Below are 25385 nucleotides of genomic sequence, written 5' to 3'. Positions count from 1 at the left end.
ACGCAGGCATCGCTCAAGGGGTGTCCGGCCATAGCGTTCTGGGCATGACGAACACCAACTCCCCCGCCCCGCGGGTCATGCAGATAGCCGCCGGTGCCGCCCTCATCGCGGGCGCCGCCTCCTTCTTCGCCGGCCTCGCCACCTCGCCGCCGCAGGGCGACGACAGCAAGGTCACGTACCTGCACTCCCTCGCCGCCAACCCGTTCATGACGCAGCTGTCGGCGCTGCTGCTGCACTATGGCAACCTGCTCATGGGCGCCGGCCTGCTGGCCGTGCCGCTGCTGGTCCGCGGCCGCCGCGGCGGCGTGCTCACCCTCATCGGCGCGCTGCTCGGCGCGCTCGGCCTCATCGAGATGTCCGGCGCGCTGATGTCCGACTGGTTCCACATGGAGATGGGCCGCAACCTGCCGGCCGAGCAGGCCGCCGCGCTCTCCGACAAGATCCTCGCCCACCCGGCGCTGACCCTGGCGTTCACGCCCGGGCCGCTGGTCTCGCTCGCGCTGGTGCTGACGTTCGTGGGCCTGTCCCGGGCCGGCGTGATCGGCTGGTGGTCGGTGCCGGCCGTGGTGCTGGGCTACGCCGGGCTGCTGTTCATGCCGTACGACACCCCCATCCTCCCCGCCGTCGGCACCCTGCCGATGCTGGCCGTGATGGTCTTCGCCGGCACCCGCGTCCTGGGCCGCCTACGCCCCCGCGTCGTAGAGCTCGCGGGCCTGCAGGATCTCGCCGATGTGTGACTCGGACCAGCGCTTCAGCGCGGCGAGGATCGGCACCAGCGGGTGACCGAGCCCGGTCAGCTCGTCGTCGACCCGCACCGGCACCGACGCGGTGACGGTGCGGGTCCGCGGTCGCCATCATGACGGACCCGGCGTCGTACCCCGGCGGATGCGTACGGTCCTGATGGCGACGATGGTGCTGGTCGGAAGGGCCACCGCGTGGGGCAGGCAGATCATCGGGTCGCGGACGAGGAGCCCGTAGGTGAGCCAGCAGGCGCTGGCCGCGGCGGCGAGGACGTACATGCGCGCTGACACCCCGGCCGCGCCCTCGCCCGTTCGAGGGGTGAGCAGTTGCGGCACGGCGGTGAGCGCCGCGCTCGTGACGGCCACGACGGTCAGGAGCGGGAGATAGCGAGCCATGCTGAGCATCGCAACGCTGAGCAGCCCGAATGAGATTGCCACCCGGGCCCGCCGCGCCGGTCGTCGACGAATCAAGATCACCGCCAGCATGAGCAGAGCCACCAGTGGTGGAATCTGCCCGGCCAGCAGGCCGAGGTCGTGGCGAACCACCGCGTAGCAGGCCCAGGCGAGTCGGGACATGTAGCCGACAAACACTGTCCCGAGCGAGAGACCCGCCACGGTGCGCAGTGCCCTGGCGACCTGAGGCCAGGCATAGGCAGCGTTCAACGCGGTGCCGGCAGCGCCGGCCAACGTGGCGGCGTCCAAGCTCATCACGGCAGGTGCCTGCATGTCGATCGACGCTATGGGCCGGCACGACGCCCCGGCGATGCGAGAATCACTCAGTGAGTCGCCAGGCACCCTCCTCGATGATCAGCCGCGTCTTGACGCTGCTCGACGCCGTCGCGGAATCCGACATCACCAATCGCCGCGACCTCGCCCGAGCGACCGGATTGCCTCAGGCGTCCTGCAACCGGATCGTCGCCAGGCTCATCGCGGAGCGCATGCTCGCCGAGGGGCCCGCGGGCCTGCGCCTGGGGTTGCGGCTCTTCGAGCTCGGCACTCAGGCCGCTCAGGCCGGCCTCACCCTTCTCGACGTCGCAGGCCCGTACCTGCTCGACCTGCACGGCGCGCTGGGCTGGACCGTTCAGCTCGCCGTCCTGGACGGCGACACCGTGATCTATCTGCTCAAGATCAATGCCAGCCATCGCCCCCGGCTCGACACCCGCGTCGCCGGACGCTTCCCACCGCACTGCACAGGAGCGGGCAAGGCCCTGCTCGCGTTCAGCCCTCCCGAGCTGGTCGACGGCATCCTCGACCGAACCGCCCTCACCGCCCGCACGCCTTCGACCATCACCGACCGCCCACGCCTGCTGAGCGAACTGCAGGCGACGAGACGGCGTGGCTACGCCATCGATCGCGGCGAGTTCCAGATCGGCCTGACCGGTGTCGCCGTACCCATCCGCCAACGCACACGACTCGTCGGTGCGGTGACGCTCAGCGGACCCACCGAGTCGTTCGACCCGCCACGCGCCGCCCACGCCGCACGGGTCGTCGCCCAGTTGATCGCATCCCGACTGACCCCGGGTCCGTGACGATGCGCAGGCGCAGTCCACACGGCGAGGTCGAACGTCAGTGCGTCGACGTGATCGAGCGTGGGCTTCGTCGTGGACGTGCCGCGGGCCGTCGTCGTGGTGGCGGTGGATCCGCAGGACGCGGGGCCGCCATCGTACGCGCTCGCCTGGCGCCTCACGCCGGGCCGCGGGCGATCAGCGGGGGCGCGCCGTCGCGCAGGACGACGGTGCTGCGCCAGTCGCCGTACAGGATCTGGACCAGGCTGACCCGCTCGCCGGTCGCCAGGGCCGCGGCCAGGTCCTCGCGGCCCTCGGTGAGCAGGTCGAGCCGGCCGTAGTGCCGGGCGATGTCGGCGCCGCGGCCGCTCAGCCACAGCGTGATCTCGGCCCCGCGCTCCAGGGCCGCGGCCAGTTCGTCGCGCGCCGGGCCGGGCGCCGCGGCGGCGATGAGGGCGTGCAGGCGCTCGTGCCCGCCGGGCTCGCGCGGGGCGGACAGCGCGAGGTCGCCGCAGCGCGGGCACGAGTCGCCGCGGCGCGGGGTGAACAGGTGGAGGTAGGTAATGGCGTCCCGGCGCGGGATGCCGCACAGCGTCGTCTCCCCCGGGCCGACCGCGTGCTCGGTGTCGCCGGCGCGGCCGGCGGTGAACGACGGGGCCGCCGTTCGGCCGCGAACGAGAACCCGGGCGGCGGCGGGCCGGCCCGCCGCTCGAGCGGGCGGCGCACGACGGCGGGCGGCCCCGCGTCGGGCAGGATCGCCACGAGGCCGGACCCGCCGACGGCGACCTCCGAGACCCAGATCATCTTGCTCGGGTGCGCCAGCGCCGCCACGGCCTCGGGTCGCCCTTCGAGGACCTCGTGCAGCCGGACCAGCACCGCGGCGCGCTGCGGGCCCGCGCCCGACGACGGGTGGATCGTGGCCCGGCGCGCAGCGCGGCGATGAGCTCGTCGCGCAGGTGGGCCGGCTCGGCGTCGAGGATGCGCCGGTACAGCTGTTCCTGCGGCGACGGTGGCGCCGGGGTCGCGGCGACCGCCTCCGAGCAGCGCGCGCAGGCCCCCTCGCGGCCGGGCTCGAATGCGCCCGAGGCGGAGGCGAGCTGCCGCGCGGACAGCGGGATGCCGCACCGCGTCGTCCTGCGCGTGACGGCGTGCGCGACGCCCTTGACGTCGACGCGCTCGAACCGGACGAGCGTCCGCCGCCACTCGTACTCGCTCACGCGCGTATTTCTACACCGTCGCGGCCTCAGCGGGAGCCCGGTGCGCCGCCGCGGGCCGGGGCGGTGCGGGTGTCGACGGGCACGGTCAGTGACACCGCGAAGCCGCTCGCGACGTCGCCGGTCACCGTGCCGAGCTGGTGCGCCGCGCCGTCGTCGCCGAACACGTTGTCGCGCTGCAGCGACACCCGCGCCAGGTTCGTCACCGAGGCCTCATACCCCGATTGCTTGTACACCGTCTCGCACGCGGCCTGCGGCAGCGCGACCTGGGACGTGGCGATGGCGTTGGAGGATGCGGCGATGTCGGCCTGGTTGCGGTACACCTCGAAATGGATGTGCGGCCAGCGCCCGTCGTAGCAGGCGGGGAAGATGCTGGTGAAGCGCACCTTGCCCGCCGCGTCGGCGATCTGCGCCCCGCGCAGGTAGTTCTGGTCGGTGACGGCCTGCGAGTAGAGCGAGTAGCGGCCGGCCCGGTCGCAGTGCCACACGTAGACCGCGACCCCGGCGAACGCTCCCCCGCCGCCGGCAATGTCCACAATGGACAGTTCGAGAGTCATCGGTACCCCCTCGGCGGTCCCGGTCGACCCGCCGAAGCTGGAGCGGATGTCGGCGCGGACGATCCCGCTCTGCGTGAGGACGTTCGGCCCGTTGGAGCCGTCGCCCGGGTACGGCCCGGCGGTCTCGTCGGGGATCTCCGTCGTGGCGTCGGAGGCCGCCGTCGCGCCGGAGCTCGCCGCGGCGCCGGTGGTGGCCGGGGCGTCCGCGTCGGCCGGCGAGCACGCGGCGAGGCCGGCGACGGCGGCCGCGCCGAGCCCGACGGCCCGCAGCAGGTTCCGGCGCCCCATCACCGTCACGAGGTCGAATCCGAGGCCCTGATCCTCGATGTCGGCGCCGGGGCGGGCGAGCGGCCGCCCCTCATACGTGTTCGTCATGCCGGGAAGCGTCGCCGCCGGGCCTGCGAGGGCGCTGCGCCGGACCTGGGAGCCGGCTGTGGGGCACGGCCGGGGCCTCTACAGCGGCGGCTGCGGCAGCGTGACGGTGACGACGGTGCCGCCGCCGGGGTTCTCGGCGATGTCGATGGTGCCGCCGTGGCGCTCGATCACCCGCTGGCAGATCGCCAGGCCCAGGCCGGTGCCGGCGTAGCCCTCGCCGGTGTGCGCGCGGTGGAACTGCGACAGGACCTTCTGGCGCTGGTCGGCGGGGATGCCGATGCCGTGGTCGGCGACGCTGATGCGGGCCACGCCGGCGGTGTGCTCGGCGGTGACGCTGACCTGCGCGCGGCTGCCCGGGCGGGTGTACTTCACCGCGTTGCCGATCAGGTTGTCCAGCACCTGGCGCAGCATCCCGGCGTCGGCCCACACCGTCGGCAGGTCACCGGCGACGATGTCGGGCCGGTCCGGGCCCGCGAGGTGGCCGGTACGCACCATGACGATGTGGGCCACCATCGCGCCCAGATCGGCCCAGGCCGGGCGCAGCGGGGCGTCGCGGGCCGTGGCGAAGGCGAGGAGGTCGTCGATGAGCTGGTCCATGTGCTGAGCGTTCTCCTTGACCCGGGTCACGTAGCGGGCCGCCATCGCCGCGCCCGGCGGGCTGTCGTGCAGCAGGTCCGCGGCCATCTCGGCGAAGCCGATGATGCCGGTGAGCGGGTTCTTGAGGTCGTGCGCGACCACGCCGGCGAACCCGGCCAGCTCCGCCTCGCGGTCGCGCAGCGCGGTGACGTCGAACGCGGTGCAGATCGCCCCCGCCGTGGTGCCGTCGGGGTCCTGCAGCGGGCGGGCGTCGACGATGAGGGCACGGTCGCGGCCGTTGTCGCCGAACAGCACCATCTGGGCGGCCTCGATGACCTCGCCGCGCAGCGCCCGCGCCAGGGGGTGAGTCGCCGGGGTGGGCTCGTCGCCGGCCGGCGCGACCCGGTGCAGGTGCTCGATGCGGGTCGGCGCCGGCCCGTCGGGCACCGACCGGCCGGCCCGGTTGAGGTGCACGAGGTTGCCGCGGTGGTCGCACGTCATGACGTACACGTTGATCATGTCGAGGATCTCGTTGAGGTACGCCTTCTGGGCGGCCAGCTCGACGTTGCGCTGGGCCAGCTGCGCGGCGGCGGCGTCGCGGGCCCGCTCGGCGTTGCGCCGGTCGGTGATGTCGGTGACGACGACCACGAGGTACAGCGGGCGCCCGCCCGGGTCGCGGACGGCCGAGATGGTGCTGTGGTAGTCCAGCCAGCCCCCGTCGAGGCGGTGCAGGCGGCCCTCGCTGGTCACCGACTCCAGGTCGCCGGCCAGCAGCGCGGCCACGTTGGCCTGGCTGGACGGCAGGTCGTCGGGGTGCATGAGGTCGTTGACGTTGAGCCCGACCAGCCGCTCCGGTGTGGTGCCGAGCATCGCGGCGAAGGCGGGGTTGGCCTCCAGCCACGTGCCGTCGGGGGCGCGCAGCACCTGGCCCGCCGCCGAGTGCATGAACTGGGCCCGCAGCCGCTGCTCGCTCGCGCTGACCGCCTGCTCGGCGGCGCGCAGGGCGGTGATGTCGGTGTCGACCTGCAGTACCGTGCCCGGGCCCCGGTGGCCGTCCGGCTCGTCGGCGTCGTCGAGGCCGTGCTGCAGTACCTGCCGGCTCAGCACGGTGATCGCCCGGCCGTCGGCGGCGCGGTGGGTGAGCTCGCCGGTCCAGTGCCCGTCGCGGCGCAGCGCCGCGGTGATGTCGGCCGGCGCGGCGCCGCCGCCGTCGGTGGCCAGCAGCTCGTGTACCGGCCGCCCGAGCGCCGCACCGGCGGCGAAGCCGTAGGTGGTCTCGGCGCCGCCGTTCCAGCCGCGGATCGTGCCGTCGAGGTCGTGCACGATGACCGGGGTCGGGATGAGCCGCAGCAGCCGCGCCTGCTGCTCCACGGCGGCCTGCTCGGCCCGGCGCCGGGTGATGTCCTCGATCTGCGCGACCAGGCACAGCGGCCACCCGGCCGGGTCGCGGATGATGCCGACCCGCGCGGCGACCCACACGGTACGGCCCTGCGCGTGCCGGTAGCGCCGCTCCACCGACAGGGTCTCGATGCCGCCGGTCATGAACTTGTCCATCGTGCTCTCGACGTCGGCGAGGTCGTCGGGGTGCGTGAGGTCGAAGTAGCTCAGGCCGACCAGCTCTTCGTGGCGGTACCCCGTGATCTGCGACATCATCGGGTTGGCCTGCAGGATCCGGCCGGCCGCGCCGGATCGCAGGTCGATGAGCAGCATGCCGACCGGGCTGTTGTCGAAGCTGGCCCGGAACCGCCGCTCGCTCACCTCCAGCAGCGACAGGGCCTCGGTGCGCTCGCCGAGCAGGGTCTGGTTGGCGGCGTAGTCCTCGGCGTGGCGCAGCGCCGCGCCGAGGCTCCCGGCGAGCAGCTCCAGCTGGTGCGCGTCGCCGTCGTCGAACGCGCCGGCCCGCTCGCTGGACACCTTGAGCACGCCGATCGCCTCGTCCGCGGCGTACAGCGGCGCAATGCACATCGACCCGATCCCGGTGCGCCGGCACGCCTCGGCGTTGACCCGCGGGTCGGTCTGGGTGTCGGTGCAGCGCACGGTGGCCCGCTGCTGCATCGCCAGGCCCGACAGCGAGCCGGACGCGGGCAGCACCAGGCCGACGTGCCCGGCCAGGGCGCCGGCGGCCGCCGCGTACCGCAGCGTCCCGCCCGGCTCGAGCAGCTCCACGACGGCGCCGTCGGCCGGCGGGAACGCCGACACGGCCCGGTCGGCGACGACCCGCAGCACCTCCTGCCGGTCGTGCACGGCGGCGGTCACCGCCCGCTGCGCCTCGATGGTGGCGACCAGCGCCCGGGTGTGCCGGTCGGACTGCTCCTGCGCGGCGACCGCCTCGGAGACGTCGCGCATCGACACCACGGCGCCGATGACCCGGCCGTCCTCGTCGCGCAGCTGCCGGCCGCTGGCGACCACGGTGCGGATCGGCTGCCCGCGCGGCGCGACGAGGATGCTGACACCGGTGACCGCCTCGCCGCGCAGCGCCCGGTACAGCGGCACGTCCCGCAGCAGCATCGGGGTTCCGTCGGGGTTGAGCAGGTGGTAGCGCTCGGCCCAGCGCTCCGGCGGCAGCGGCTCCACCGGCAGCCCGTGCAGCCGTTCGGCCGCCGGGTTGAACACGGTGAGCCGGCCCTCGCCGTCGCAGGCCACGACGGCGTCGGAGAGGTGCTCGAGCACGGCGTGCAGGAAGGAGCGCTGCCGTTCGAGCTCGGCGGTCTGCCGCCGCAGCCGCTCGTTCAGTGCGGCGTCCGCCGTGTACGAGTCCCCACGGGGTTGGGACTGTTGCACCACGACGGCTCCATGACTCGTACGCCTGGCGACGCCGGCCGACGCCCCCATCCGACGTCCGGCCCATCGTCCCGGGCCGGCCGATCCTGAGGCGAATCAGTCTCACAGTCACGTAGCCATTACTTTCGGTGTACCTTCGGATCGTGGGGACACCCGACGATGGGCTGAGCCGGTGGGCGCTCGGGCCGATGACCGCGCTCAACCGGCAGATCATCGAGGGCGCCCGGCCGGCCGCGGACTTTCCGCGGGCCGCCGCGACCGCCGTCGCTGCGGTCCTCGCCGGCGGCGACTGCGACGAGGCCACCGCCCGCCGCCTGGTCGTGCTGCTCGGCCTCGTCGGCGCCGGGCTGGCCCGCCACCACCAGGAACTCGACCCGGCCCACAAACACGACCCGGAGGCCTCCTTCGCCACCGTCCCCGGGTTCCTCGACGCCTTCACGCGACTGGCCGCGCGCACCGGCACCGGGCACCCGCCGCGGGACGCCTACGCGTCACTCACACGGTGGAATCTGCCGCCGAGCGAGGTGCGGTGGCGGGGCGCGGCGGTCGCGGTGCTGCCCAGCGCGTTCGACGACGGCGAGGTGCGCACCTACACCGGCGCCACCGACGAGGTGCGCTTCTTCGAGCTCATCAAGCTCAGCGAGACCTACGAGCGGGCCGTCAACGACGCCCTCGACCCGATCGCCGCCGGCGCCGTCGACCCGGCCGGGGCGGAGGCGACCGAGCGGCTGTCGCGGGCCGCGGTGCTGCTGGAGGGAATGCGCCGGCTCAACGCCGACTTCGCCGCCCTGCCGCCGGCCGACGGCCTGCGGATCGGGCACTTCCTCGACGTGTTCCGCCAGTTCGCGGTCCACTGGCGCCCGGGCGACCTGCCGCCGAGCGGCGCGCTGGACCCCGAGGCGATCGAGCGCGACTTCCGGCTCGGCGTGGACCCGCCGGGGTACCGCCGCCACGTCCGGCGGCTGCTGCCCGGCATGCTGGACGCCGAGCGCGCGCGGCTCGACACGGTGCAGCACCAGCCCTCCGTGCCCGACCTGGTGCTGACCCGCTGCGGCCGCCCGGCCGGGCTCGGCGGCCTTTCGGACGCGGCGCTGCGCTCCCTCGTGGCCGCGCACCCGGTGCTCGCCGCGCTGTTCCTGGCGCAGCAGGCGCATGCGCGCGTCGCCGGCGTACACCTGCTGCTGGCTCGGCGGTTCCTGTTCGGGCCGCAGCAGGAGCGCGACCGGTCCGGCCACGGCGACCCCGGCGTGGTGTCCAACCGGCGCGGGACGACCGGCATGGACGAGTCCGCGCTGCGGCACCTGACCCGGCTGCGCCAGCAGCACCACCTGTCGGCGCTGCGCGCGCTGCCGCTGTCCGAACTGGAGCGCATCGCCGGCGTCACCGGCCTGCTGCACGGCGGCGGCCTGTCGGCGACGCTGTCGCTGCCGTGCACCGCCGGGTTCGTCCGCAACGGCCGTTGGCGCCGCCCGGGCTGGCCGGTGCCGCGCCCGCGGGCCGCACCGGACGTGGCCGCGTCACCCGCATGGAGGCAGGCCTCGTGAGCACCGAGACGGCCCCGGCCGAGCCGCGCCACGACCCCCGGGTCGGCACCGACCAGCTTCTTGCCCTCATCGACCACACGTCCGCCGTGGTGTACATGCGCGACCCCGAGGGCCGCTACATGCTCGTCAACCGGGAGTACGAGCGGCTCTTCGACGTGCGCCGCGAGAACATCGTCGGCCTCACCGACCACGACCTGTTCCCCGCCGAGATCGCGGACGCGTTCCGGGCCAACGACCTGCAGGCGATGCGCCGCGGCGGCCCGATCCAGCTCGAGGAGATCGCCCCCGCCGACGACGGCCCGCACACCTACATCACCGTGAAGTTCCCGCTCGTCGACGACAGCGGCGAGCCCTACGCGGTGTGCGGCATCTCCACCGACATCACCGACCGCAAGCGGGCCGAGGAGCGCGTCAGCGACCTCAACGCCGAGCTCGAGCACCGCATGCTGCAACGCAACGCCGAGCTGCAGGCCGTGACCCGGCAGCTGGACACGTTCGGCTACGCGATGGCCCACGACCTGCGCCGGCCGCTGGAGTCGCTGCGGGAGTCGACCCGCCGCCTCGAGCAGGAGCACTCCGCCGGCCTCGACGAGGCGGGCCGGGCCGTGCTCGCCGGCATCCGCGCCGACGTCGCCCGGATGGCCGGCCTCAGCGACGACCTGCACACGCTGCTCGGCGTGACGCAGGCGCCGATGCGCCGCTCGCTGGTCGACCTGACCGAGCTGGCCCGGGCGGTCGCCGACGAGCAGCGGGCCGCGGACCCGGGCCACCCGGTCGCCTTCGACGCCGCCGAGGGGCTCACCGCCAACTGCGACGTCAACCTGGCCCGCCTGCTGCTGCAGCAGCTGCTGAGCAACGCGTGGCGGTTCACGCGCGGGCGCGCCGATCCGGCGGTCCAGGTGGGCGTCGAACGCCCGGGCGGCCCCAGCATCTTCGTGGTCCGCGACAACGGGTGCGGCTTCGACGTGCGCCTGGCCGACGAGCTGTTCGAGCCGTTCCAGAAGGTGCACGCGCCGACCCCGGGCGGCGGCAGCGAGGGCAACGGCATCGGGCTGGCGATCGCCCGCCGCGTCGCCATCCGCCACGGCGGACGCATCTGGGCCGACGCCGTGCCGGGCTCCGGCGCCACGTTCCGGTTCACGCTGGCCCCGGAGCGCCGCCGGGCCGGATAGCTCTCGCCTTGACCGCAAGAGCGCGTGTGCTACGGACCAGCGCCGCGCTCAGCCTCACGCTGGCCCCGGAGCGCCGCGGGGCCCGATAGCACTCACCTGCGGGGCGGGCGCTAGGGACCAGCGCCGCGTTCAGCTTCAGACTGACCCCGGAGAGCCGCGGGGACCGAGAGCTCTCACCTGCGGGCCGGGCCGAGGAAGCGCGGGCGCTCAATGCCGACGCCACGCTGCGCTTCACGCTGACCCCGGAGGCCCACAGGGCTGGATAGCTCTCGCCCCGGCCCCGCGAGTCCAGCGGCCGCCCCCGCGGCCGGCACGCGGCCGGCGGGCGAGCGCCTCGGCGCGGGCAGCGTCGCGGGCGGCCCGACGGCGGGCGGCCGGCGGACGGGAAGCGCCTCGGCGCGGGCAGCGACGGGGGCGGCCCCGCGGCGGGCGACGAGGGTGGTGGCCGATGTGGCGGCGGGCCGAGGAGAGCGCGGGCGCTAATTACCAGATCCCCCGCTTGCGCGGAGGTTCCCGAGTCGAACGGATAGCAGGAAGCGCCCACATGGCCTCGGCTGTCGCCGCCTACAGCGGGATCAGCTCATTGAGCCGGTTCAGTGTATAGGTTTCCGATCCCTCCGGCAGTCCCTCCGGGGCCTCGATGCCGATGAACGTGACCGGCTCGTCGGGCGCCCGGCCGTCCCACGCCAGCACCTCGGCCCGTGAACGCCACCGGTCGACGAGGTAGGAGACGGTGAGGTACCGCCGCTCCATCAGGGCCCGCACCCGATCGGCCGTGGTGAACGTGTTGTCCTCGACCCGGTTGAACGACGGCCGGCCCCGCAGGTACAGGTGCAGCCACACCGCCTGCCAGCCGTCCTCGCCCCGGGCGAAGACCATCGGCAGCGCGATCCGGCCCGGGCCGCGCATCTGCGAGCGGGCCCGCACGGTCCGCGCGTCGAACGGGGCGCCGCGCTGCTCGCGCTCCCGGGTCTGGTACCCGAACATCGACTCGGCGACCTCGTCGAACGACTCGCCGGCGTAGATGTACACCTGCGGCACCACGTAGGGTCCGCCGACCGTCAGCGGCACGTCGATGAACTCGGTCGCCCCGTCCTTCGCGTCGGTGATGTCGCCGGAGTGCACCACGCCGTCGTGGTGGTAGTTCGTCCACGACACCTGGCCGGCGGTGTGGAACTCGTCGTCGAGCAGCAGCACCGACAGGTCGTAGTCGGTGCGGCGGCCGGCCTGGCGCCAGTACGTGAAGAAGCGCAGCAGCTCACCGGAGACCGGCGCCCGCGAGCCGCGCGGCAGCACCGCGAACCCGTCCGCGGACGCCTTGCCCGACAGCGGCAGCGCGACGTCGAGCACCTCCGGGTCCACCAGCAGCGGCCGGTCGAGCTCCGGCAGCCGGGCGGCGATCTCCGCGTCCAGCAGCGCCGTCAGCTCGTCGACGAGCCCGGCCGGCAGCGGCGCCCGCCGGTCCGGCCCGACCCACGCGCGCTGCGAACGGCTCGCGTACATCCGGGCGGACGCGGGCGCCATCCGGTTGCCGACGTGCTCCCGCAGCGAGCAGAGCACCCGGCCCGACGCCGAGCCCAGCGCGCCCGTGACGGCCTCGAGCACGGCGGGGCGCTGCGCCGCCGTGGCCCGCCGCAGCAGCCGGTCCGCGGAGCGCAGCAGCAGCCCCGGCGCGGCCGACAGCGCCGACGCGGCCGAGTCGACGGCCCCGGCGCGCATCGCCGACTCCGCGCGGCCGGCGAGGCTGCGGACCCGCCGCTCGCCGCGGGCGACGGCGAACACGTCGCGGGCGCGCGGCCACTGGCCGTGCTCGTGCGGGTGCAGCCGCTCCCCGAGCCGCTTCCACCGCTCCGCGTAGCGGGCCACGTCCCCGAGCTTGTCCGGGCTCGCCGCGACGATGTCGTGCAGCGCGGCCAGCAGCACGCGCCGCTCCGGCCGCCGGAGGGCGCGGAACCGCGTCGGCGTAGCGAGCGAGACGTCGCCGCCGGAGACCTGGCAGGCCAGGCGCAGCACGTCGGTCGTCGTGTCCACGGCGACCAGCGGCCGGCCGAGGACGAGCCGGACGCCGTTGAGCACGGCGCGGTTCTCCCGCACCGGCACCTCGGCCGGCTGCTCGCCGTCCATGCAGGCGACCGCGAGCTCGCCGAGGATGGCGAGGTCCGCCGCCCCGAGCGGCGTCGGGCTGCCGGCCATGGCCAGGTAGAGCCGCTGCGCCTCCTCCTCGGCGGTGTCGCCGAGGTGCAGCAGGGTCACCCGGTCGCCGGCCGCGGCGACCAGCGCGTCGTGGGCGGCCAGCAGCTCGGCGTAGGTGTGCTGGTAGGTGCCGTAGCCCGGCAGGTCGAGCAGGTTGACCCCGCCGGCGAGCACCGCGTCGCGCAGCTGCGCGTCCGTTGCCGTGCCGCCGCCGGTGAGCACGGCCGCGCGCAGCCGCTCGATCCAGAACTCGACGGTGTCCGGCACGCCGTCCGGGAAGCCGATGAAGTAGGCGTTGTGCTCGACGTAGTCGCCGACCAGCTCGCGCACCGCGGACACGACCGTGGCCGCGAGGTCCATCGCCGGCCCGTGGGCCAGCGCCCCGACGTGCTCCAGCATGGCCCGCGACGCCGAGAACCCGGCGTCGAGCAGCGCCGCATCCAGCTGCCGCGCCACCGCCGCGCCGTCGCCGGCCGCGCCCGTGCTCGCCGGCACGCGCAGCGTCTTCTGGATGATCACCTTCTCCAGCACGGGCCCCTCCGCTGCCTGGTGGTCATTGCCGCGGACGGAAAACGCCCGAGCTCGTGGGTCGCCGGGGACTCGAACCCCGAACACTTCGGTCCAGCAAGGAGAAGGAAGCGCCTCCATCGCCGCACAGGCGGGGAGCGGACGCGCTACTCAGCCGAATGCTCTGCCAGTTGAGCTAGCGACCCAGGGCATCGATCATCGCACGGGCGAAACCGGGCGGACCAACGGTTTTGCGCCTCCGAAACGGCGTTGCGCGGCTCGTCCCCGGTCCCGGCGCGGCGATGCTTCCTCCTGCCGGGCGGGCAGGGCTGAACCCGGCGCTACTCGATTCCGGCCGACCGCAGCGCCTCGGGCCACGCTCCTGATCGTCAGGATCCCGCCTGCCGATCGGGGAGGGCCGCGGCGATCCGGGCCAGCATTCCGCCGTCGACCCGGATATCGGCGCCGGTGATGAAGCTGGCTCGGGGGCCGGCGAGAAAGGCGATCACGGCGCCGACCTCCTCCATGGTCGCCACCCGGCCGAGCGCGTGCGCGCTGCCCCACGTCGCGATGAGGCGTTCGACCGCGTCGGCCGTGCCGTCGGTGAACAGGGCGGCGGCATGGCGCAGCATCGGAGTGTCCACCGAACCCGGGCTGACGGTGTTGACCCGCACGCCGTACGCGGCCTCGTCGACGGCCATTGCGCGAGCCATGGCGACCAGCGCGCCCTTGCTGGCGGTGTAGGCGACGACGCTGGCCTGGGACGCCGTGGCCTGCACCGAGGCGACGATGACGACGCTGCCGGCCGGGCTGGCGCGCAGGTGCGGCAGCGCCGCCTGGGCGGCAAGGAAGACGCCCTTGGCATTGACGTCCATCACCTCATCCCACAGCTGCTCGGTGGTCGACACGGCATCGCCGTACCGCTGGATGCCGGCCGAGGTGACCAGCGTGTCCAGCCGCCCGAACGCCGCGACCGTCGCCTCCACGGCGGACGCCGTCGTGGCTGCGTCCTGGATCGGGCCGGACAGCGCGAGAGCCCGCCCACCGGCGGACCGGACGGCTTCGGCCAGCGTCTCGGCTTCGGCGTGTTGCGCACCGTGAATGGCGACGGCGGCTCCTTGCCGCGCCAGCTCCAACGCCGCGCCGGCGCCGATGCCACTGGACCCACCCGTGATCAGCGCGACCCGGCCGTCATGCTCACCCATCATGCTGCTCCCTCGGTCGTGCTGAGCGTGATCCTCATCGGCATCTGGACGGCCTGATGCGCGGCCAGTCGCAGGGGCACCTACCGGAGCACCCCATCGGACTACCACAACTCCTGCGTGAGCCGTACCCAGTCGCATCTTGCGTCGCCCGCCTACTTGACCGCAGAGCAGACGGTGCCCGCGAGCGCGACCAGCACGCTGAACAGACGTGCCTGCGAACCCGATGGCAAGGAGCGGCGAAGACCGCCGCTGCATCGGCGCGGGGCACGGCCGCCGACCAGCGTGGGGCACTCGTCGTCCTCTCGAAGGCAGACAACGGCAGGCGCGACACCTGACACGCGCGCCTGCCTCATTGTGGCCTTTCAGTCCTTCGGTGCGACCCGGATACGGTTCCCGTCAGGATCGGCTGCGAGGAAGGTCAGCCCGAACCCCGCATCGTGAGGCTCGTGCAGGATCGTGACGCCCTTGGACTGCCACTGCTTGAAGATCGTGTTGATCTCGTCGGGTCGTCCACCTTCGATGGCCAGGCAAACCTCACTGGTACGCGGGACGTCCGGCGACAGATCCTCGAACCGGCCGGACCACAGGGCGAGCTCAGCGCCAGGCCCGAGGTCGAAGGTGATGTATCCCGAAGTCTCGAACGTAGGGCTCATGCCGAGGAGATCGCCGTAGAAACGAGCTGCGGCGGGCGCGTCGTTCACGTAGACGATGGACACGACGGATGTGGTCATGGTTGTTCCTTCTCGCTGGTCGTAGGTACGCATCCACCAGCCTGGCCGGAATATGCGCCGCATCATGTCGCAATTTCTTGAGAAACTTGGTGGGTGACCCCGGACCGTTTCTTCGCCCTGATGCTGCTTCTCGAATCGAGGGATGGCGCGACCACACAGGAACTCGCCTCGGCGCTCGGGGTTTCCCTCCGAACCATCACCCGGGACCTGAACTGGCTGCGGGACGCCGGTCTGCCGGTGACCGCGCACCGGGGCCGCCTCGGCGGCGTCGCCATGCTGCCCGGGTCCGGGCTCGACCTCACGCGGCTCACGCCTGGCGAGCGTGATCATCTCTCGCTCATCGGGCTGGATGAGCAGCAGCGCACGGAGCTCGACGCATCGGTCGAGAGCCGGCGCGCGCTCGCCAAGCTCGCCGCTACACAGTCACGTCGAGTTCATGAGCTCCTGCCGCTCACCGATGTCGTGCACGTGGACAGCCGTCCCTGGCTCCAGTCGCGAGCTTCCGGCACGACTCCGGCTTCGCTGATCGGATCGGTGCGACGAGGTCGCCGGCTACGGATCGCGTACGACAGTCCACGCGAGCCATGCCCACGTGACGTGGTCGTGGATCCCTACGGGCTGCTCGCCAAGGCCGGCATCTGGTATCTCGTCGCCGACTGTGCCCGAGTGCCACGGATGTACCGACTCGAACGGATCACGGCGTGGAAAGAAGTCGACCGGCCACGACGGATCCGCCAGAACCAGACCCTGGCCACCGTCGCTGCAGCGCTCATCGACCAATGGGCACACAGCCACGCGATAGAGGTCAGCGCCACCATCGACCAGACCCAGATCGAGCGAGCGCAACGGATTTTCGGCCTACGACTCGTCCGGGACAACGACGAAGAATCCGCCACCGCCACAAGGTGACAATCCGCTTCAGGCATCTTGAGGACGTACGAGCATTGCTGCCGTTCGGGAGCGCCATCACGGTGCACGGCCCCACCGAAGCCAGGGCTCACCTCCGCGCCCTCGCCACCGACCTTGCCCGCCACTATGCGCCGTCACCAGCGTCCTGACCAGTAATACCTGGTTGTCCGCGAGGATGCACACCCTGACGTCAAGATCAACTCACGCTCGTGCCACCGAGGGTCAGGGATGGCGCTCCGCGGCCGATCCGGTCACGCAGAACTCGTTGCCCGCCGGGTCGGCCAGGACGACCCAGCCGGCGCCGTCGGCCGTGCGGTGGTCGGCGACCGTCGCCGCGCCGAGGGCGAGCAGGCGGTCGACCTCCGCGTCCAGGCCGACGTCGCTCGGCTCCAGGCAGACGTGCATGCGGTTCTTGACGACCTTGGCCTCCGGCACCGCCTGGAAGTACAGCCGGGGGCCGGCCGGCGGCTCGATGACCACCTCGGCGTCGCCCGGCGCGCACTCCGGGTGGACCGGGTGGCCGATCACGCCGCTCCAGAACCGGGCCAGCGCGTAGGGGTCCGAGCAGTCGAAGGAGACGTTACGAATCAGCGAGACCATGATTCGTACGATATCCGGGCCGCTCTTCAGGCAACGCCCCGGCCGAGGGCGGTGATGCCGGCGAGGATGAGGTCCACGCCGGCGAGGAACTGGGCCCGGTCGTCGTGCTCGCGCAGCTGGTCGGCGACGTTGCGGATGAACGGGAACTCGGCCGGGTCGAGGCTCGCCCACAGGGCCGACTCGGCGCCGAGGACGTCGCTGCGGCTCGTCCCCGGCTCCTGCGCGCGGGCGTTCGCGGCGTTCTGGCCGGCGACGCCGAGGATGTAGTTCAGCAGCGCCGAGGCGGAGTCGAACTGGGCGGCGTCGGGCACGCCGAGCGCCTGCAGCTGCCGGCCGAGGCGCTCGAAGAGCCGCAGCGTCGCCGACTGCGAGGCGAGCCGGGACAGCTGCGTGCCGATCCACGGGTGTTCGTCGATCGCGTCGAACACGCCGAGGGCGACCGACCGGACGGCGTCCTGCGGCGTGGCTCCGGCGGGGTCCGCGGCCAGCAGGCCGGCCAGGACGCTGTCGGTGGCGGCGGCCAGGAGCTCGTGCTTGTTCGCCACGTGCCAGTAGATCGCGCCGGGCCCCGTCTTGAGCTGCGCGCCGAGCGCCCGGAAGGTCAGCCCGCCCTCGCCGTCGGCGTCGAGCAGCTCCACGGCGGCCTCGACGATCCGCTCCCGCGACAGCGCGTCCTCGCGGCGCTCGGTGTGACGCGTCCTACTTGCCATGCCCTCCATCTTGACATGCCTGGAACAACGTTCCAATCCAGGTTGTGGCGCGCCGGGGACCACGGCCGCCGACGAGGGCGCTGCGGCCGGGTGAGCCGCGATCGCGGTGTTAGGGTCGATGGCCATGACGGAGCGGATCATCGACGACGTACGGTTCCAGCCCGTCGAGGTGCAGCTCCTTGAGCCCTTCGCGATCGCCGGCGGCGCGCCGGCGATCGCGCGCAACGTCTTCGTACGGATCCGGCTGCGCGACGGCACGGTCGGCTACGGCGAGGCCGCGCCGTTCGAGGCCGTCTCCGGCGAGACCCAGGCCAGTACTCTCGCCGCCCTGGACGGCATCGCCGAGCTCGTCCTCGGCCGCGACGTCGCCCAGTGGCGGCGGCTGCACGCGGCGCTGCGCCCGGCGCTGGCCGGTGCGCCGGCCGCCCTGTGCGGCGTCGAGCAGGCGCTGTTCGACGCGTTCGCCCGCCACGCCCGGGTCGCGCTCGTCGACCTCTTCGGCGGCCGCGCGGGCGCGCTGCGCACCGACATCACCATCCCCGCCGGCGACGCCGGGCACGCGCAACGCTCGGCCCGCCGGGCGGTCGCCGCCGGGTTCGGCACGCTCAAGGTGAAGGTCGGCGCGGGCGGCTGGGAGGCCGACGTCGCCCGTCTGCGCGGCATCCGCGACGCCGCGCCGGGCGCCGGGCTGATCGTCGACGCCAACGCCGGGTACACCTTCGAACAGGCCCGCGCGTTCCTGGCCGGCCTGGCCGCCGAGGGCATCCGGCTGCGGCTGTTCGAGCAGCCGGTCGCCGCCGACCGGCCCGACGAGCTGCGCGCACTCGAGCGCGAGTCCGGGGTGCCGGTGTGCGCCGACGAGTCGGTGCGCAGCCCCGCCGACGCGCTGCGGGTCGCCGCCATGGGCGTCAGCTCGCTCAACGTGAAGCTCATGAAGTTCGGCGTCGTCGACGCGCTCGACGTGCTGGCCATCGCCCGGTCCGCGGGCATGACGTGCATGATCGGCGGGATGGTCGAGACGGCCGTGTCGATGTCCTTCTCGGCGGCGCTGGCCGAGGCGATGCAGCCCCTGTGCGGGTACGTCGACCTCGACACGCCCCTGTTCATGGCCGACGGCATCGTCGAGGGCGGCCTGCGCTACGCCGGCGAGGCCGTCTCCCTGCCCGCCGCCCCCGGCACCGGCGTCGACCTCGAGCGCTGGTTCTAACCGCAGCTCTCTTGCTATTGGGGCCACACGCCCATACGATGTCGGGCGTGGAGCAGATCGGCGATGCGCTCGGCCGGTTGCGGGCGGCCCAGGTGGTAACCCTGGCCGGTGTCGCAGCCCATGTCGAGCAGCCGCCGCGCCTGGGCCGCGGTCTCGATGCCCTCGGCGGTGACGGCGAGGTCGAGGTCGCGGCCGAGCTTGATCATCGCGTCGAGCACGATGCGATCGGCGTGGTGTTCGGGCTCCGGGTCGCGCAGGAACCCGATGAAGCACGCCGCGATCTTCACCGTGTGCACGGGCAGGTGGCTCAGCTCGCCCAGCCGGCAGTTGCCGGTCCCGAAGTCGTCCAGCGCGATTCGCACGCCGAGGCGGGCGAGCTCGTCGAGCGTGCCGAGGCTCGGCGGGTCGAGGAGCACGTTCTCGGTGACCTCGATCTGCAGCAGGCCGGGCGGCAACCCCGTCTCGTCGAGCACCGCGCTGACGGTGGCGGCCAGGCCGGGCCGGGCCAGCTGGGCGGCGGCGATGTTCACGCTGACGTACAGCGGATGCTCCGGGTCCAGCGCGCGCCACTCGGCGGCCTGCGCGCAGGCGTGACGCAGCACGTGCTCGCCGAGCGGCACGATCAGGCCGGTGTGCTCGGCCAGGTCGATGAACTGGCCCGGGCCGAGCAGGCCGCGGACCGGATGCCGCCAGCGCACCAGCGCCTCCGCCCCGGCGAGGCGCCCACCGGCCAGATCGATCAGCGGCTGGTAGTACACCACGAACTCATCGCGGGTGAGCGCGTCGGGAATCTCGGCGCTCAGCGCGTGCCGGGCCGCCTCGACGCCGGCCCGGACGGGATCGAAGACCATCCAGCGTCCGCGGCGCTCGGCCTTGGCCCAGGCGAGCGCCCGTTCGGCGGCGCCGAGCAGAGCGGCGGCATCCGCGTCGGCCACCGCCTGCTCGGCCACGCCGATGCTCGCCCCGATCGGCAGGTTGTGGCCGTTGTTGATGGGGAACGTGTGCGCGATCGCCTCGAGCGCCGAGGCGGCGAACTTCGTGACCTCCTCCGGCCCGGCGGTGTCCTCGATGAGCAGCGCGAAGGTGTCGGCGCCCAGGTGCGCGGCGAAATGACCGTAGGTCACGGCGAGCCGGTCGAGCCGATGCGCGACCGTGCGCAGCACCTGGTCGCCGATGTGGTACCCCAGGCTGTCGTTCACCGTCTTGAAGCGGTCCAGGTTGATCAGGCACAGCCCGAGCCGGGCGTGCGGCGGGTGCCCGGCCACGGCGTCGGTCAGCCGCTGCAGCATGGCGTTGCGGTTGGGCAGGTCGGTGAGCCGGTGGCGCAGCATGGCCAGGCTGGCCCGCCGCTCGCTGCGGGCGAGGGCCCGCTCGATGCTCTGCCGGTCGGTGAGCTCGGCCCGGCGCAGGTTCTCCTGCGCCGCCACCGTGTGCTCGATCAGGGCCGCCGTCCAGCCGGTCAGCATCGCGCCGAGCACCTCGTCGAGGCGCGTCCGGGCGTCGGGATGCGCCAGCGGCACGTCGTCCAGGAACCGCCGGCCGAACAGCGTCGCCGTGCGCCCGATCAGCTCGGGCGTGGCGATGCCGGCCGCCACCAGGTCGGCGCCGATGCGCTGCCCCGGCTCGGCCGCGAACGGCTCCGCCCGCAGCGCGTCGGCGACCCGCCGCACGAAACGACCCAGGAGGGTGTACACCTCGCCGCGACTGTGGCGTAGCACTATGTGATCGGTGACGACTCGGCTCCAGGCTCGCGTGAACTCGTCCACGCCGGCAAGGGGTTCGGGCCTCATCGCCGTCCTTCCGCACACCGCTTCAGCCGGAGAGTATGCCAGACGGACGTCGATGTCTTGGTCAATTGCGGCCGAACGGTTTCCTTCCCACGGCGGCCAGGACCTCCGGCCGCGCCTCGGTGCCGGCGTCCTCCGGCTCGGGGTGCCAGTCGGTGACCGGCACGACACCCGGCGCGACGATCTCGAGGCCGTCGAGCAGCCCGGCGATCTGGTCCGCGGTCCGCAGGTGCAGGGGCGTGGACGTGCGCTGGTACACGTCGCTGACCGCGTCGGCGGCCTCCGGGCGCAGCGGCGGCGGCGAGCCGTGCGAGATCGCGATCATGCTGCCGGGCCGGATCGCCTCCCGGAACCGGCGCACGATCCCCGCCGGGTCGTCGGCGTCCGGCACGAAGTGCAGGACCGCGATGAGCAGCACCGCCACGGGCTCGGTGAAGTCCAGCAGCCCGGTCACCTCGGGGTGGCGGACGATGTCGTCCGGGCGGCGCACGTCGCCGCGGATGGCCTCGGCGCGTGGGTTGCCGGCCAGGATCGCGCGGCCGTGTGCGACGGCGACCGGGTCGAAGTCGACGTACATGACCCGGGCCTCCGGATCGACCTCCTGCGCCACCTCGTGGACGTTGGCGAGGGTCGGGATGCCGGAGCCGACGTCGAGGAACTGGCGCACGCCGTCGGCGACCATCCGGCGCACCACCCGGCCCAGGAACGCCCGGTTGGCCAGGCCGATCTGGCGCGCGTTCGGCGCGAGCGACACGACCTTCTCGACCATCTCCCGGTCGGCGGCGAAGTTGTGGAACCCGCCGAGCGAGTAGTCGTACATCCGGGCCGCGTTCGGCACATTGATGTCGACCTCTTCCGGTGCCCATTCCGGACGCGTCATGCCCCCACCTGTCCCGGTCTCCTCGCGCCTTCGTCGTTTCGGTGCGTCGACAATCGCCGGGCCACGCAGCATTGTCAATCCGCGCCGGGCGGTCAGGTGATCACCGGCACGCCGCCGTCGCGCGGCAATATCCGGACCTGGTACGTCTTGTCCTTCGGCGTGCGCTGCACGTAGCAGAACTGCGCAAGCTCCTCGCCGACCGGGGCCAGCTGCCCCGTGTCGTGTCGGACCTCGCGGGACCGTAGCCGATCCATGCGGCCGGCGCGGCCCGCGCTGATCCCGGGACGCCCCTCGCCCCGTACACCAGGGCAGGAGGTGCAACGTGACCCGAAGGAGACGGCCCACGGACGACGCCGACCCGCCGGCCTGGTACGCGAACCGGGAGACGGCCGCCGGGATCTTCCACCGCCCGCCCGGGCCGGTCGGCGACTTCGACTACGAGCGGTACCGCCGCGCCGAGCCCGACCGGCCCCCGCCACCGGCGTCCCCGGAGCCCTCGGCCGAGCCCACGGTCATCACGTGGCTCGACGAGTGATGTCGGTTTCCCCGCCGTCAACGGGCGTACATGCGGCCGGCGACCTGACGCCGGGCGATCCGTCCGGGGCCGGCGCCGCCCGGGTCGGCTACGGCTCGCCGGCCACCCCGTGCTCCCACGCCCACGCCGCGATCTCGACCCGGTTGCGCAGCCCGAGCTTGGTCTGGACCGTCGACACGTGCCCCTTGACGGTGCTCAGCGAGATGAACAGCTCGGCGCCGATCTCCTGGTTGGTGCGCCCGCGGGCGATGAGCCGCACGACCTCGACCTCCCGCCCGGACAGGCGCGCGTCCGCCGCCAGGGTCCGCCCCGGCGGTTTCAGGTGCCGCAGGAGTCGTACCGTGATCGACGGCGACACCAGCGCATCGCCCGCGTGCGCGGCCCGCACCGCCTCGACCAGCAGCGCCGGCCCGGCGTCCTTGAGGATGAACCCGGCGGCGCCCCCGCGCAGCGCACCGTAGACGTAGTCGTCGAGGTCGAACGTCGTCACCACGATGACCCGCAGCGGATCGGCCACGCCCGGCCCCGCCAGGGCCCGGGTCACCTCGAGCCCGTCGAGGCGCGGCATGCGGATGTCGACGAGGCACACGTCGGGCCGCAGCCGCCGGGCCGCCTCGATCGCCTCGACCCCGTCGGCGGCCTCGCCCACGACCGTAATGTCGTCCTGGTCCTCGAGGATGAGCCGCAGCCCGCCGCGGATCATCGCCTGGTCGTCGGCGATGAGCACCCGGATCGGCGCGCTCATCGCGGCAGCCGGGCCCGCACCGACCACCCGCGCGGCGCGACCGGCCCGGCGGCGAGGCTCCCGCCGAGCGCCTCGACCCGCTCCCGCATGCCGATGAGCCCGAACCCCTTGTCCCCGGGCGGCGGGGCGGCCCCGTCGTCGGCGACCTCGACGGTCACCTCGTCGCCGTCCCGCGCTATCCGCACGCCGACCGTCGAGGCCTGCGCCGCGTGGCGGGCGACGTTGGTCAGCGACTCCTGCACGATGCGGTACACCGTGCTGGTCAGCTCCGGCGCCCAGCCCTCGGCCCCGGCCGCCAGCTCGAGGCGCACGTCGCGCGCGGCGTTGCGGTCCTGGAAGCGCCGCACGAGGTCCGCGATTCCCTCGGGCGCGCTGGTCGTGGCCGCGGCGTCGGCGTTGTCGCGCAGCAGCCCGACGACCCGGCGCATCGCGGCGAGCGCCTCCGACCCGGCCGCCTCGATGCCGGCGACCGACTCCTCGAGCCCATCCGGCCGCCGCCGCGCCACGACGCGGGCCGCCTGCGCCTGCACGACGATGCCGGTGACGTGGTGGGCGACGACGTCGTGCAGCTCGCGGGCGAGGGCGAGGCGCTCCTCCCGGCGTACGGCCTCGGCGGTCCGCCGCCGGGCCTGCCCGACCGAGCGCAGCCACAGCCCCGCGCCGGCGCCGGCCACCCAGATCAGCACGTCGGCGACGGCGACGACGGTCGCGCCACCCGACGTGGGCCGGGCCGACAGCAGCGGCCCCGCGGCCAGGGTCGCCAGCGCGGCCCCGGCGACGGCGGCGGCGGGCCGCACGCCCAGGCGCCGCACCGCGCTCGCGACGAGCGCCGCGAGCCCGACGGCCAGGGCCGGCTGCGGCTCGACCGGCAGCCCCGCGACCCGCGCCGCGATGACGCCGCCCGCGGCGACCACGAGCCCCGCGACGGCGGCCGGCAGGGGCGAGCGCCGGCGCAGCAGCGCGATCGCCCCTACGGCGGCGCCACAGGCCAGCCCCGGAAGCCAGAACAGGCCGCCCCAGCTGGCCGCGAGCGCGAGCGCCGTCGCGGCCAGCAGCGCCGCGACCACCAGCGCGAGCGCGGCGTCGACGAGCCGATCAACCATCCTCACGGCTCCAGGTTAGGAAACGCGAGGTCGGCCCGGACCGGCCGAAAGTACCGCCACCCCGTGGAACGCGGCGTCCGAACGGTCATCGTGCACCGGGCCGAGCGCGGCAAGCCCCGGGCGAACGGCTGTTCAAGCCGATCACCAGCAACAACAACAATCGGCGCAGAACCGGAAACCCAACGTGATCGAGGTCGGTGTGGCGGCGACGGTACTGCGGACTCCCGTGCTGGTGGTAGGAGCCGGCCCGGTCGGCGCCGTGCTGGCCCTCGAGCTCGCCCACCACGGCGTGCCGTCGCTGGTGGTCGACCGGGGCGACCCGCCCCCGCGCCACGACGCCCTCGACCACCTGGGCGGCCGCAGCATGGAGCTGCTGCGCCGCCTGGGCCTGAGCGCCGGCATCCGCCGCGCGGGCGTGGACGCCGACGCCGCCACCGACGTCGTGTGGAGCCGCCGCCTGGACCGCCCGCCGGTTCTCGTCGCCCAGCGCCCCTCGGTCAACCAGCTACGCCAGCGGTACGCCACCGTCAACGACGGCAGCGCCCCCGCCGAGCACCACCAGCCCGTCTTCGGCAGCCACCTGACCGCGACCCTGCGCGCGGCCCTGCGCGCCGCCCCGCTCGTCGACCTGCGCGAGGGCTGGACGTGCACGCAGCTGCGCGTCGACGCCGACGGCGCGACCGCAACGCTGCACGACGCCCGCGACGGCGCCCCGGTCACCGTCGCCGCGCGCTACGTCGCCGGCTGCGACGGGCCCGCCAGCATCGTGCGTTCCTGCGCGGACATCGGCCTGGAGGGCCTGGGGACCCCGGTGCCGTACCGGGCGATCTCCTTGCGCAGCAAGGAGCTGGCGCTGCGCTCCCGCGGCCCCGGCCTGTCCACGATCGTCGTCGGCGGCCTGACGCTGCTCTCCCGCGACGAACGCGACGCCTGGGTCGCCCACGTCGCCGTCGACCCGCTGTCGCGCCCCGACCCGGCGTCCCTGCTGCACGGCTTCCTCGACGACGGCTCGCTGGAGGTGCTCGGCGTCCAGGACTGGACCGACGCCCTGGAGGTCGCTTCGTCGTACCGCCGCGGCCCCGTCTTCCTGGCCGGCGAGGCCGCCCACCGCTTCCGCCCCGCCGGTGACACGTCCGACACCGGCATCGCCGACGCCGTCGACCTCGGCTGGAAGCTGGCCGCCGTCCACAATGGATGGGCGGCCCCGGCGCTGCTGGACAGCTACGAGGCGGAGCGCCGCCCGGCCGCCCTGATGGACCGCGAAATCCTGTCGCGCGGGCTGGAGACCCGCCGCCGCTTCGCCCGCCTGGCCGCGGCCGGCGCCCCGCAGGACTACCTGGCCGGCGTGCTGCGCCAGGAACCGCACGTGGTCGACGACGCCGGCATCGGCTTCGGCGCCCGCTACGCCACGTCGCCGGTCATCTGGCACGAGCGCGGCACCCCGCCGAGCCTGCACGGCCGGCGCATCACCCCGAGCACCTGGCCCGGCGGCCGCCCGCCGGCGGTCCGCCTGTCGGACGGCGCCCAGCTCTTCGACCGCCTCGGCGCGCAGTTCACGCTCGTCGACCTGACGGACGACGGCGCCGGCGCGCCGCTCTGCGCGGCCGCGGTGTCGCGCGGCATCCCCATGGCGCATCTTCCGCTGACGGACCCGGCGGTCCGCGCCTGCTGGGGCCGGCGCCTGGTCCTGGTCCGCCCCGACCACCACGTGGCGTGGCGCGACGACACCCCACCGGACAACTGGCTCACCATCCTGGACACGGTCCGCGGCGCGACCACCCACGCGCTGCCCACCGCCCGTTCGTGACG

23 protein-coding genes and 1 tRNA gene are annotated in these 25385 nt (G+C 73.9%); 8 read left to right on the top strand and 16 right to left on the bottom strand.

Translation table 11 applies throughout. The features are described from left to right. Positions 1-44: 44 nt before the first annotated feature. Positions 45-737: a hypothetical protein gene (locus ACQEVU_RS15510; protein ID WP_433323928.1), complete on the top strand. Its 693-nt coding sequence runs from the start codon at positions 45-47 to the stop codon at positions 735-737. Here the strand turns inward: ACQEVU_RS15510 and ACQEVU_RS15505 are convergent. Both ACQEVU_RS15505 and ACQEVU_RS15500 read right to left on the bottom strand, forming a co-directional pair. Next, positions 684-821 (bottom strand): hypothetical protein, encoded by a 138-nt coding sequence (locus ACQEVU_RS15505; RefSeq protein WP_433323926.1) that lies wholly within the window; start codon positions 819-821, stop codon positions 684-686. The two genes, ACQEVU_RS15510 and ACQEVU_RS15505, sit on opposite strands and share 54 nt — an antisense overlap. A gap of 33 nt (positions 822-854) precedes the next feature. Then, positions 855-1466, bottom strand: a complete 612-nt coding sequence (locus ACQEVU_RS15500) for a hypothetical protein (RefSeq protein ID WP_433323924.1) — start codon at positions 1464-1466, stop codon at positions 855-857. Positions 1467-1558: 92 nt separating this feature from the next. Between ACQEVU_RS15500 and ACQEVU_RS15495 the strand changes: the two genes are divergently transcribed. Then, positions 1559-2269 carry an IclR family transcriptional regulator gene (locus ACQEVU_RS15495; RefSeq protein WP_433323922.1) on the top strand — a complete coding sequence of 237 codons (711 nt, stop codon included), beginning with the start codon at positions 1559-1561 and terminating at the stop codon, positions 2267-2269. A gap of 776 nt (positions 2270-3045) precedes the next feature. Here the strand turns inward: ACQEVU_RS15495 and ACQEVU_RS15490 are convergent. The 3 genes from ACQEVU_RS15490 to ACQEVU_RS15480 all read right to left on the bottom strand — a co-directional run bounded on the left by ACQEVU_RS15490 (position 3046) and on the right by ACQEVU_RS15480 (position 7751). Further along, positions 3046-3462, bottom strand: coding sequence for a hypothetical protein (locus ACQEVU_RS15490; RefSeq protein WP_433323920.1), 417 nt, complete (start codon positions 3460-3462; stop codon positions 3046-3048). A gap of 26 nt (positions 3463-3488) precedes the next feature. Continuing rightward, positions 3489-4391: a 3,4-dioxygenase subunit beta gene (locus tag ACQEVU_RS15485; RefSeq protein ID WP_433323918.1), complete on the bottom strand. Its 903-nt coding sequence runs from the start codon at positions 4389-4391 to the stop codon at positions 3489-3491. 78 nt (positions 4392-4469) lie between these two features. Beyond that, on the bottom strand, positions 4470-7751 hold the full coding sequence (locus ACQEVU_RS15480) for a PAS domain S-box protein (protein ID WP_433323916.1): 3282 nt from the start codon (positions 7749-7751) through the stop codon (positions 4470-4472). Positions 7752-7891: 140 nt separating this feature from the next. On the opposite strand from ACQEVU_RS15480, the gene ACQEVU_RS15475 reads away from it, so the two are divergent. Continuing rightward, positions 7892-9292 carry a hypothetical protein gene (locus ACQEVU_RS15475; protein ID WP_433323914.1) on the top strand — a complete coding sequence of 467 codons (1401 nt, stop codon included), beginning with the start codon at positions 7892-7894 and terminating at the stop codon, positions 9290-9292. Further along, the gene (locus ACQEVU_RS15470; RefSeq protein ID WP_433323912.1) at positions 9289-10464 is read left to right on the top strand and encodes a sensor histidine kinase; all 1176 of its coding nucleotides are present in this window, start codon (positions 9289-9291) and stop codon (positions 10462-10464) included. The genes ACQEVU_RS15475 and ACQEVU_RS15470 overlap by 4 nt, the downstream gene beginning before the upstream one ends. 564 nt (positions 10465-11028) lie before the next feature. Here the strand turns inward: ACQEVU_RS15470 and ACQEVU_RS15465 are convergent. From ACQEVU_RS15465 to ACQEVU_RS15450, 4 genes are all read right to left on the bottom strand, one after another. After that, positions 11029-13188 (bottom strand): hypothetical protein, encoded by a 2160-nt coding sequence (locus ACQEVU_RS15465; RefSeq protein ID WP_433323910.1) that lies wholly within the window; start codon positions 13186-13188, stop codon positions 11029-11031. A gap of 54 nt (positions 13189-13242) precedes the next feature. Then, positions 13243-13370, bottom strand: a tRNA-OTHER gene (locus tag ACQEVU_RS15460). A gap of 183 nt (positions 13371-13553) precedes the next feature. Then, positions 13554-14372 carry an SDR family NAD(P)-dependent oxidoreductase gene (locus ACQEVU_RS15455; RefSeq protein WP_433323908.1) on the bottom strand — a complete coding sequence of 273 codons (819 nt, stop codon included), beginning with the start codon at positions 14370-14372 and terminating at the stop codon, positions 13554-13556. A gap of 359 nt (positions 14373-14731) precedes the next feature. Then, positions 14732-15100: a VOC family protein gene (locus ACQEVU_RS15450; protein ID WP_433323906.1), complete on the bottom strand. Its 369-nt coding sequence runs from the start codon at positions 15098-15100 to the stop codon at positions 14732-14734. 93 nt (positions 15101-15193) lie between these two features. On the opposite strand from ACQEVU_RS15450, the gene ACQEVU_RS15445 reads away from it, so the two are divergent. Continuing rightward, a complete protein-coding gene (locus tag ACQEVU_RS15445; protein ID WP_433323904.1) occupies positions 15194-16009 on the top strand; it encodes a helix-turn-helix transcriptional regulator in 816 nt (271 codons plus the stop codon). Positions 16010-16231: 222 nt separating this feature from the next. Here the strand turns inward: ACQEVU_RS15445 and ACQEVU_RS15440 are convergent, their stop codons facing one another. Both ACQEVU_RS15440 and ACQEVU_RS15435 read right to left on the bottom strand, forming a co-directional pair. Then, positions 16232-16609: a VOC family protein gene (locus ACQEVU_RS15440; RefSeq protein WP_433323902.1), complete on the bottom strand. Its 378-nt coding sequence runs from the start codon at positions 16607-16609 to the stop codon at positions 16232-16234. A gap of 26 nt (positions 16610-16635) precedes the next feature. Next, entirely contained in the window at positions 16636-17319 is a 684-nt protein-coding gene (locus ACQEVU_RS15435; protein WP_433323900.1) for a TetR/AcrR family transcriptional regulator, read from the bottom strand. 124 nt (positions 17320-17443) lie between these two features. Between ACQEVU_RS15435 and ACQEVU_RS15430 the strand changes: the two genes are divergently transcribed. Then, positions 17444-18526 carry a dipeptide epimerase gene (locus ACQEVU_RS15430; protein ID WP_433323898.1) on the top strand — a complete coding sequence of 361 codons (1083 nt, stop codon included), beginning with the start codon at positions 17444-17446 and terminating at the stop codon, positions 18524-18526. 14 nt (positions 18527-18540) lie between these two features. Here the strand turns inward: ACQEVU_RS15430 and ACQEVU_RS15425 are convergent, their stop codons facing one another. From ACQEVU_RS15425 to ACQEVU_RS15415, 3 genes are all read right to left on the bottom strand, one after another. Beyond that, positions 18541-20316 (bottom strand): putative bifunctional diguanylate cyclase/phosphodiesterase, encoded by a 1776-nt coding sequence (locus ACQEVU_RS15425; RefSeq protein ID WP_433323896.1) that lies wholly within the window; start codon positions 20314-20316, stop codon positions 18541-18543. Between the two features lie 61 nt (positions 20317-20377). Then, entirely contained in the window at positions 20378-21193 is an 816-nt protein-coding gene (locus ACQEVU_RS15420; protein ID WP_433323894.1) for an SAM-dependent methyltransferase, read from the bottom strand. 92 nt (positions 21194-21285) lie between these two features. Next, positions 21286-21447 (bottom strand): hypothetical protein, encoded by a 162-nt coding sequence (locus ACQEVU_RS15415; protein WP_433323892.1) that lies wholly within the window; start codon positions 21445-21447, stop codon positions 21286-21288. A 68-nt stretch (positions 21448-21515) separates the two neighbouring features. Here ACQEVU_RS15415 and ACQEVU_RS15410 point away from each other — a divergent pair, with 68 nt between their 5' ends. Beyond that, positions 21516-21728 carry a hypothetical protein gene (locus tag ACQEVU_RS15410; protein ID WP_433323890.1) on the top strand — a complete coding sequence of 71 codons (213 nt, stop codon included), beginning with the start codon at positions 21516-21518 and terminating at the stop codon, positions 21726-21728. 88 nt (positions 21729-21816) lie between these two features. Here the strand turns inward: ACQEVU_RS15410 and ACQEVU_RS15405 are convergent, their stop codons facing one another. Beyond that, positions 21817-22473, bottom strand: a complete 657-nt coding sequence (locus tag ACQEVU_RS15405) for a response regulator (protein ID WP_433323888.1) — start codon at positions 22471-22473, stop codon at positions 21817-21819. Further along, positions 22470-23576, bottom strand: a complete 1107-nt coding sequence (locus tag ACQEVU_RS15400) for a sensor histidine kinase (protein ID WP_433334948.1) — start codon at positions 23574-23576, stop codon at positions 22470-22472. The genes ACQEVU_RS15405 and ACQEVU_RS15400 overlap by 4 nt, the downstream gene beginning before the upstream one ends. Before the next feature lie 184 nt (positions 23577-23760). Between ACQEVU_RS15400 and ACQEVU_RS15395 the strand changes: the two genes are divergently transcribed. Beyond that, positions 23761-25383, top strand: a complete 1623-nt coding sequence (locus tag ACQEVU_RS15395) for an FAD-dependent monooxygenase (RefSeq protein WP_433323886.1) — start codon at positions 23761-23763, stop codon at positions 25381-25383. Positions 25384-25385: the final 2 nt, after the last annotated feature.

The sequence above is a fragment of the Dactylosporangium sp. CA-139066 genome (assembly GCF_050936175.1).
Taxonomy (GTDB): domain Bacteria; phylum Actinomycetota; class Actinomycetes; order Mycobacteriales; family Micromonosporaceae; genus Dactylosporangium.
This window is presented reverse-complemented; position numbering and strand designations above follow the sequence as displayed.

Coding starts and splice junctions, on each gene's coding strand:
- ACQEVU_RS15440 (WP_433323902.1), bottom strand. CDS start 16,609: ATGGTCTCGCTGATTCGTAACGTCTCCTTCGACTGCTCGGACCCCTAC.
- ACQEVU_RS15500 (WP_433323924.1), bottom strand. CDS start 1,466: ATGCAGGCACCTGCCGTGATGAGCTTGGACGCCGCCACGTTGGCCGGC.
- ACQEVU_RS15485 (WP_433323918.1), bottom strand. CDS start 4,391: ATGACGAACACGTATGAGGGGCGGCCGCTCGCCCGCCCCGGCGCCGAC.
- ACQEVU_RS15455 (WP_433323908.1), bottom strand. CDS start 14,372: ATGATGGGTGAGCATGACGGCCGGGTCGCGCTGATCACGGGTGGGTCC.
- ACQEVU_RS15400 (WP_433334948.1), bottom strand. CDS start 23,576: ATGGTTGATCGGCTCGTCGACGCCGCGCTCGCGCTGGTGGTCGCGGCG.
- ACQEVU_RS15430 (WP_433323898.1), top strand. CDS start 17,444: ATGACGGAGCGGATCATCGACGACGTACGGTTCCAGCCCGTCGAGGTG.
- ACQEVU_RS15435 (WP_433323900.1), bottom strand. CDS start 17,319: ATGGCAAGTAGGACGCGTCACACCGAGCGCCGCGAGGACGCGCTGTCG.
- ACQEVU_RS15450 (WP_433323906.1), bottom strand. CDS start 15,100: ATGACCACATCCGTCGTGTCCATCGTCTACGTGAACGACGCGCCCGCC.
- ACQEVU_RS15405 (WP_433323888.1), bottom strand. CDS start 22,473: ATGAGCGCGCCGATCCGGGTGCTCATCGCCGACGACCAGGCGATGATC.
- ACQEVU_RS15510 (WP_433323928.1), top strand. CDS start 45: ATGACGAACACCAACTCCCCCGCCCCGCGGGTCATGCAGATAGCCGCC.
- ACQEVU_RS15420 (WP_433323894.1), bottom strand. CDS start 21,193: ATGACGCGTCCGGAATGGGCACCGGAAGAGGTCGACATCAATGTGCCG.
- ACQEVU_RS15425 (WP_433323896.1), bottom strand. CDS start 20,316: ATGAGGCCCGAACCCCTTGCCGGCGTGGACGAGTTCACGCGAGCCTGG.
- ACQEVU_RS15415 (WP_433323892.1), bottom strand. CDS start 21,447: ATGGATCGGCTACGGTCCCGCGAGGTCCGACACGACACGGGGCAGCTG.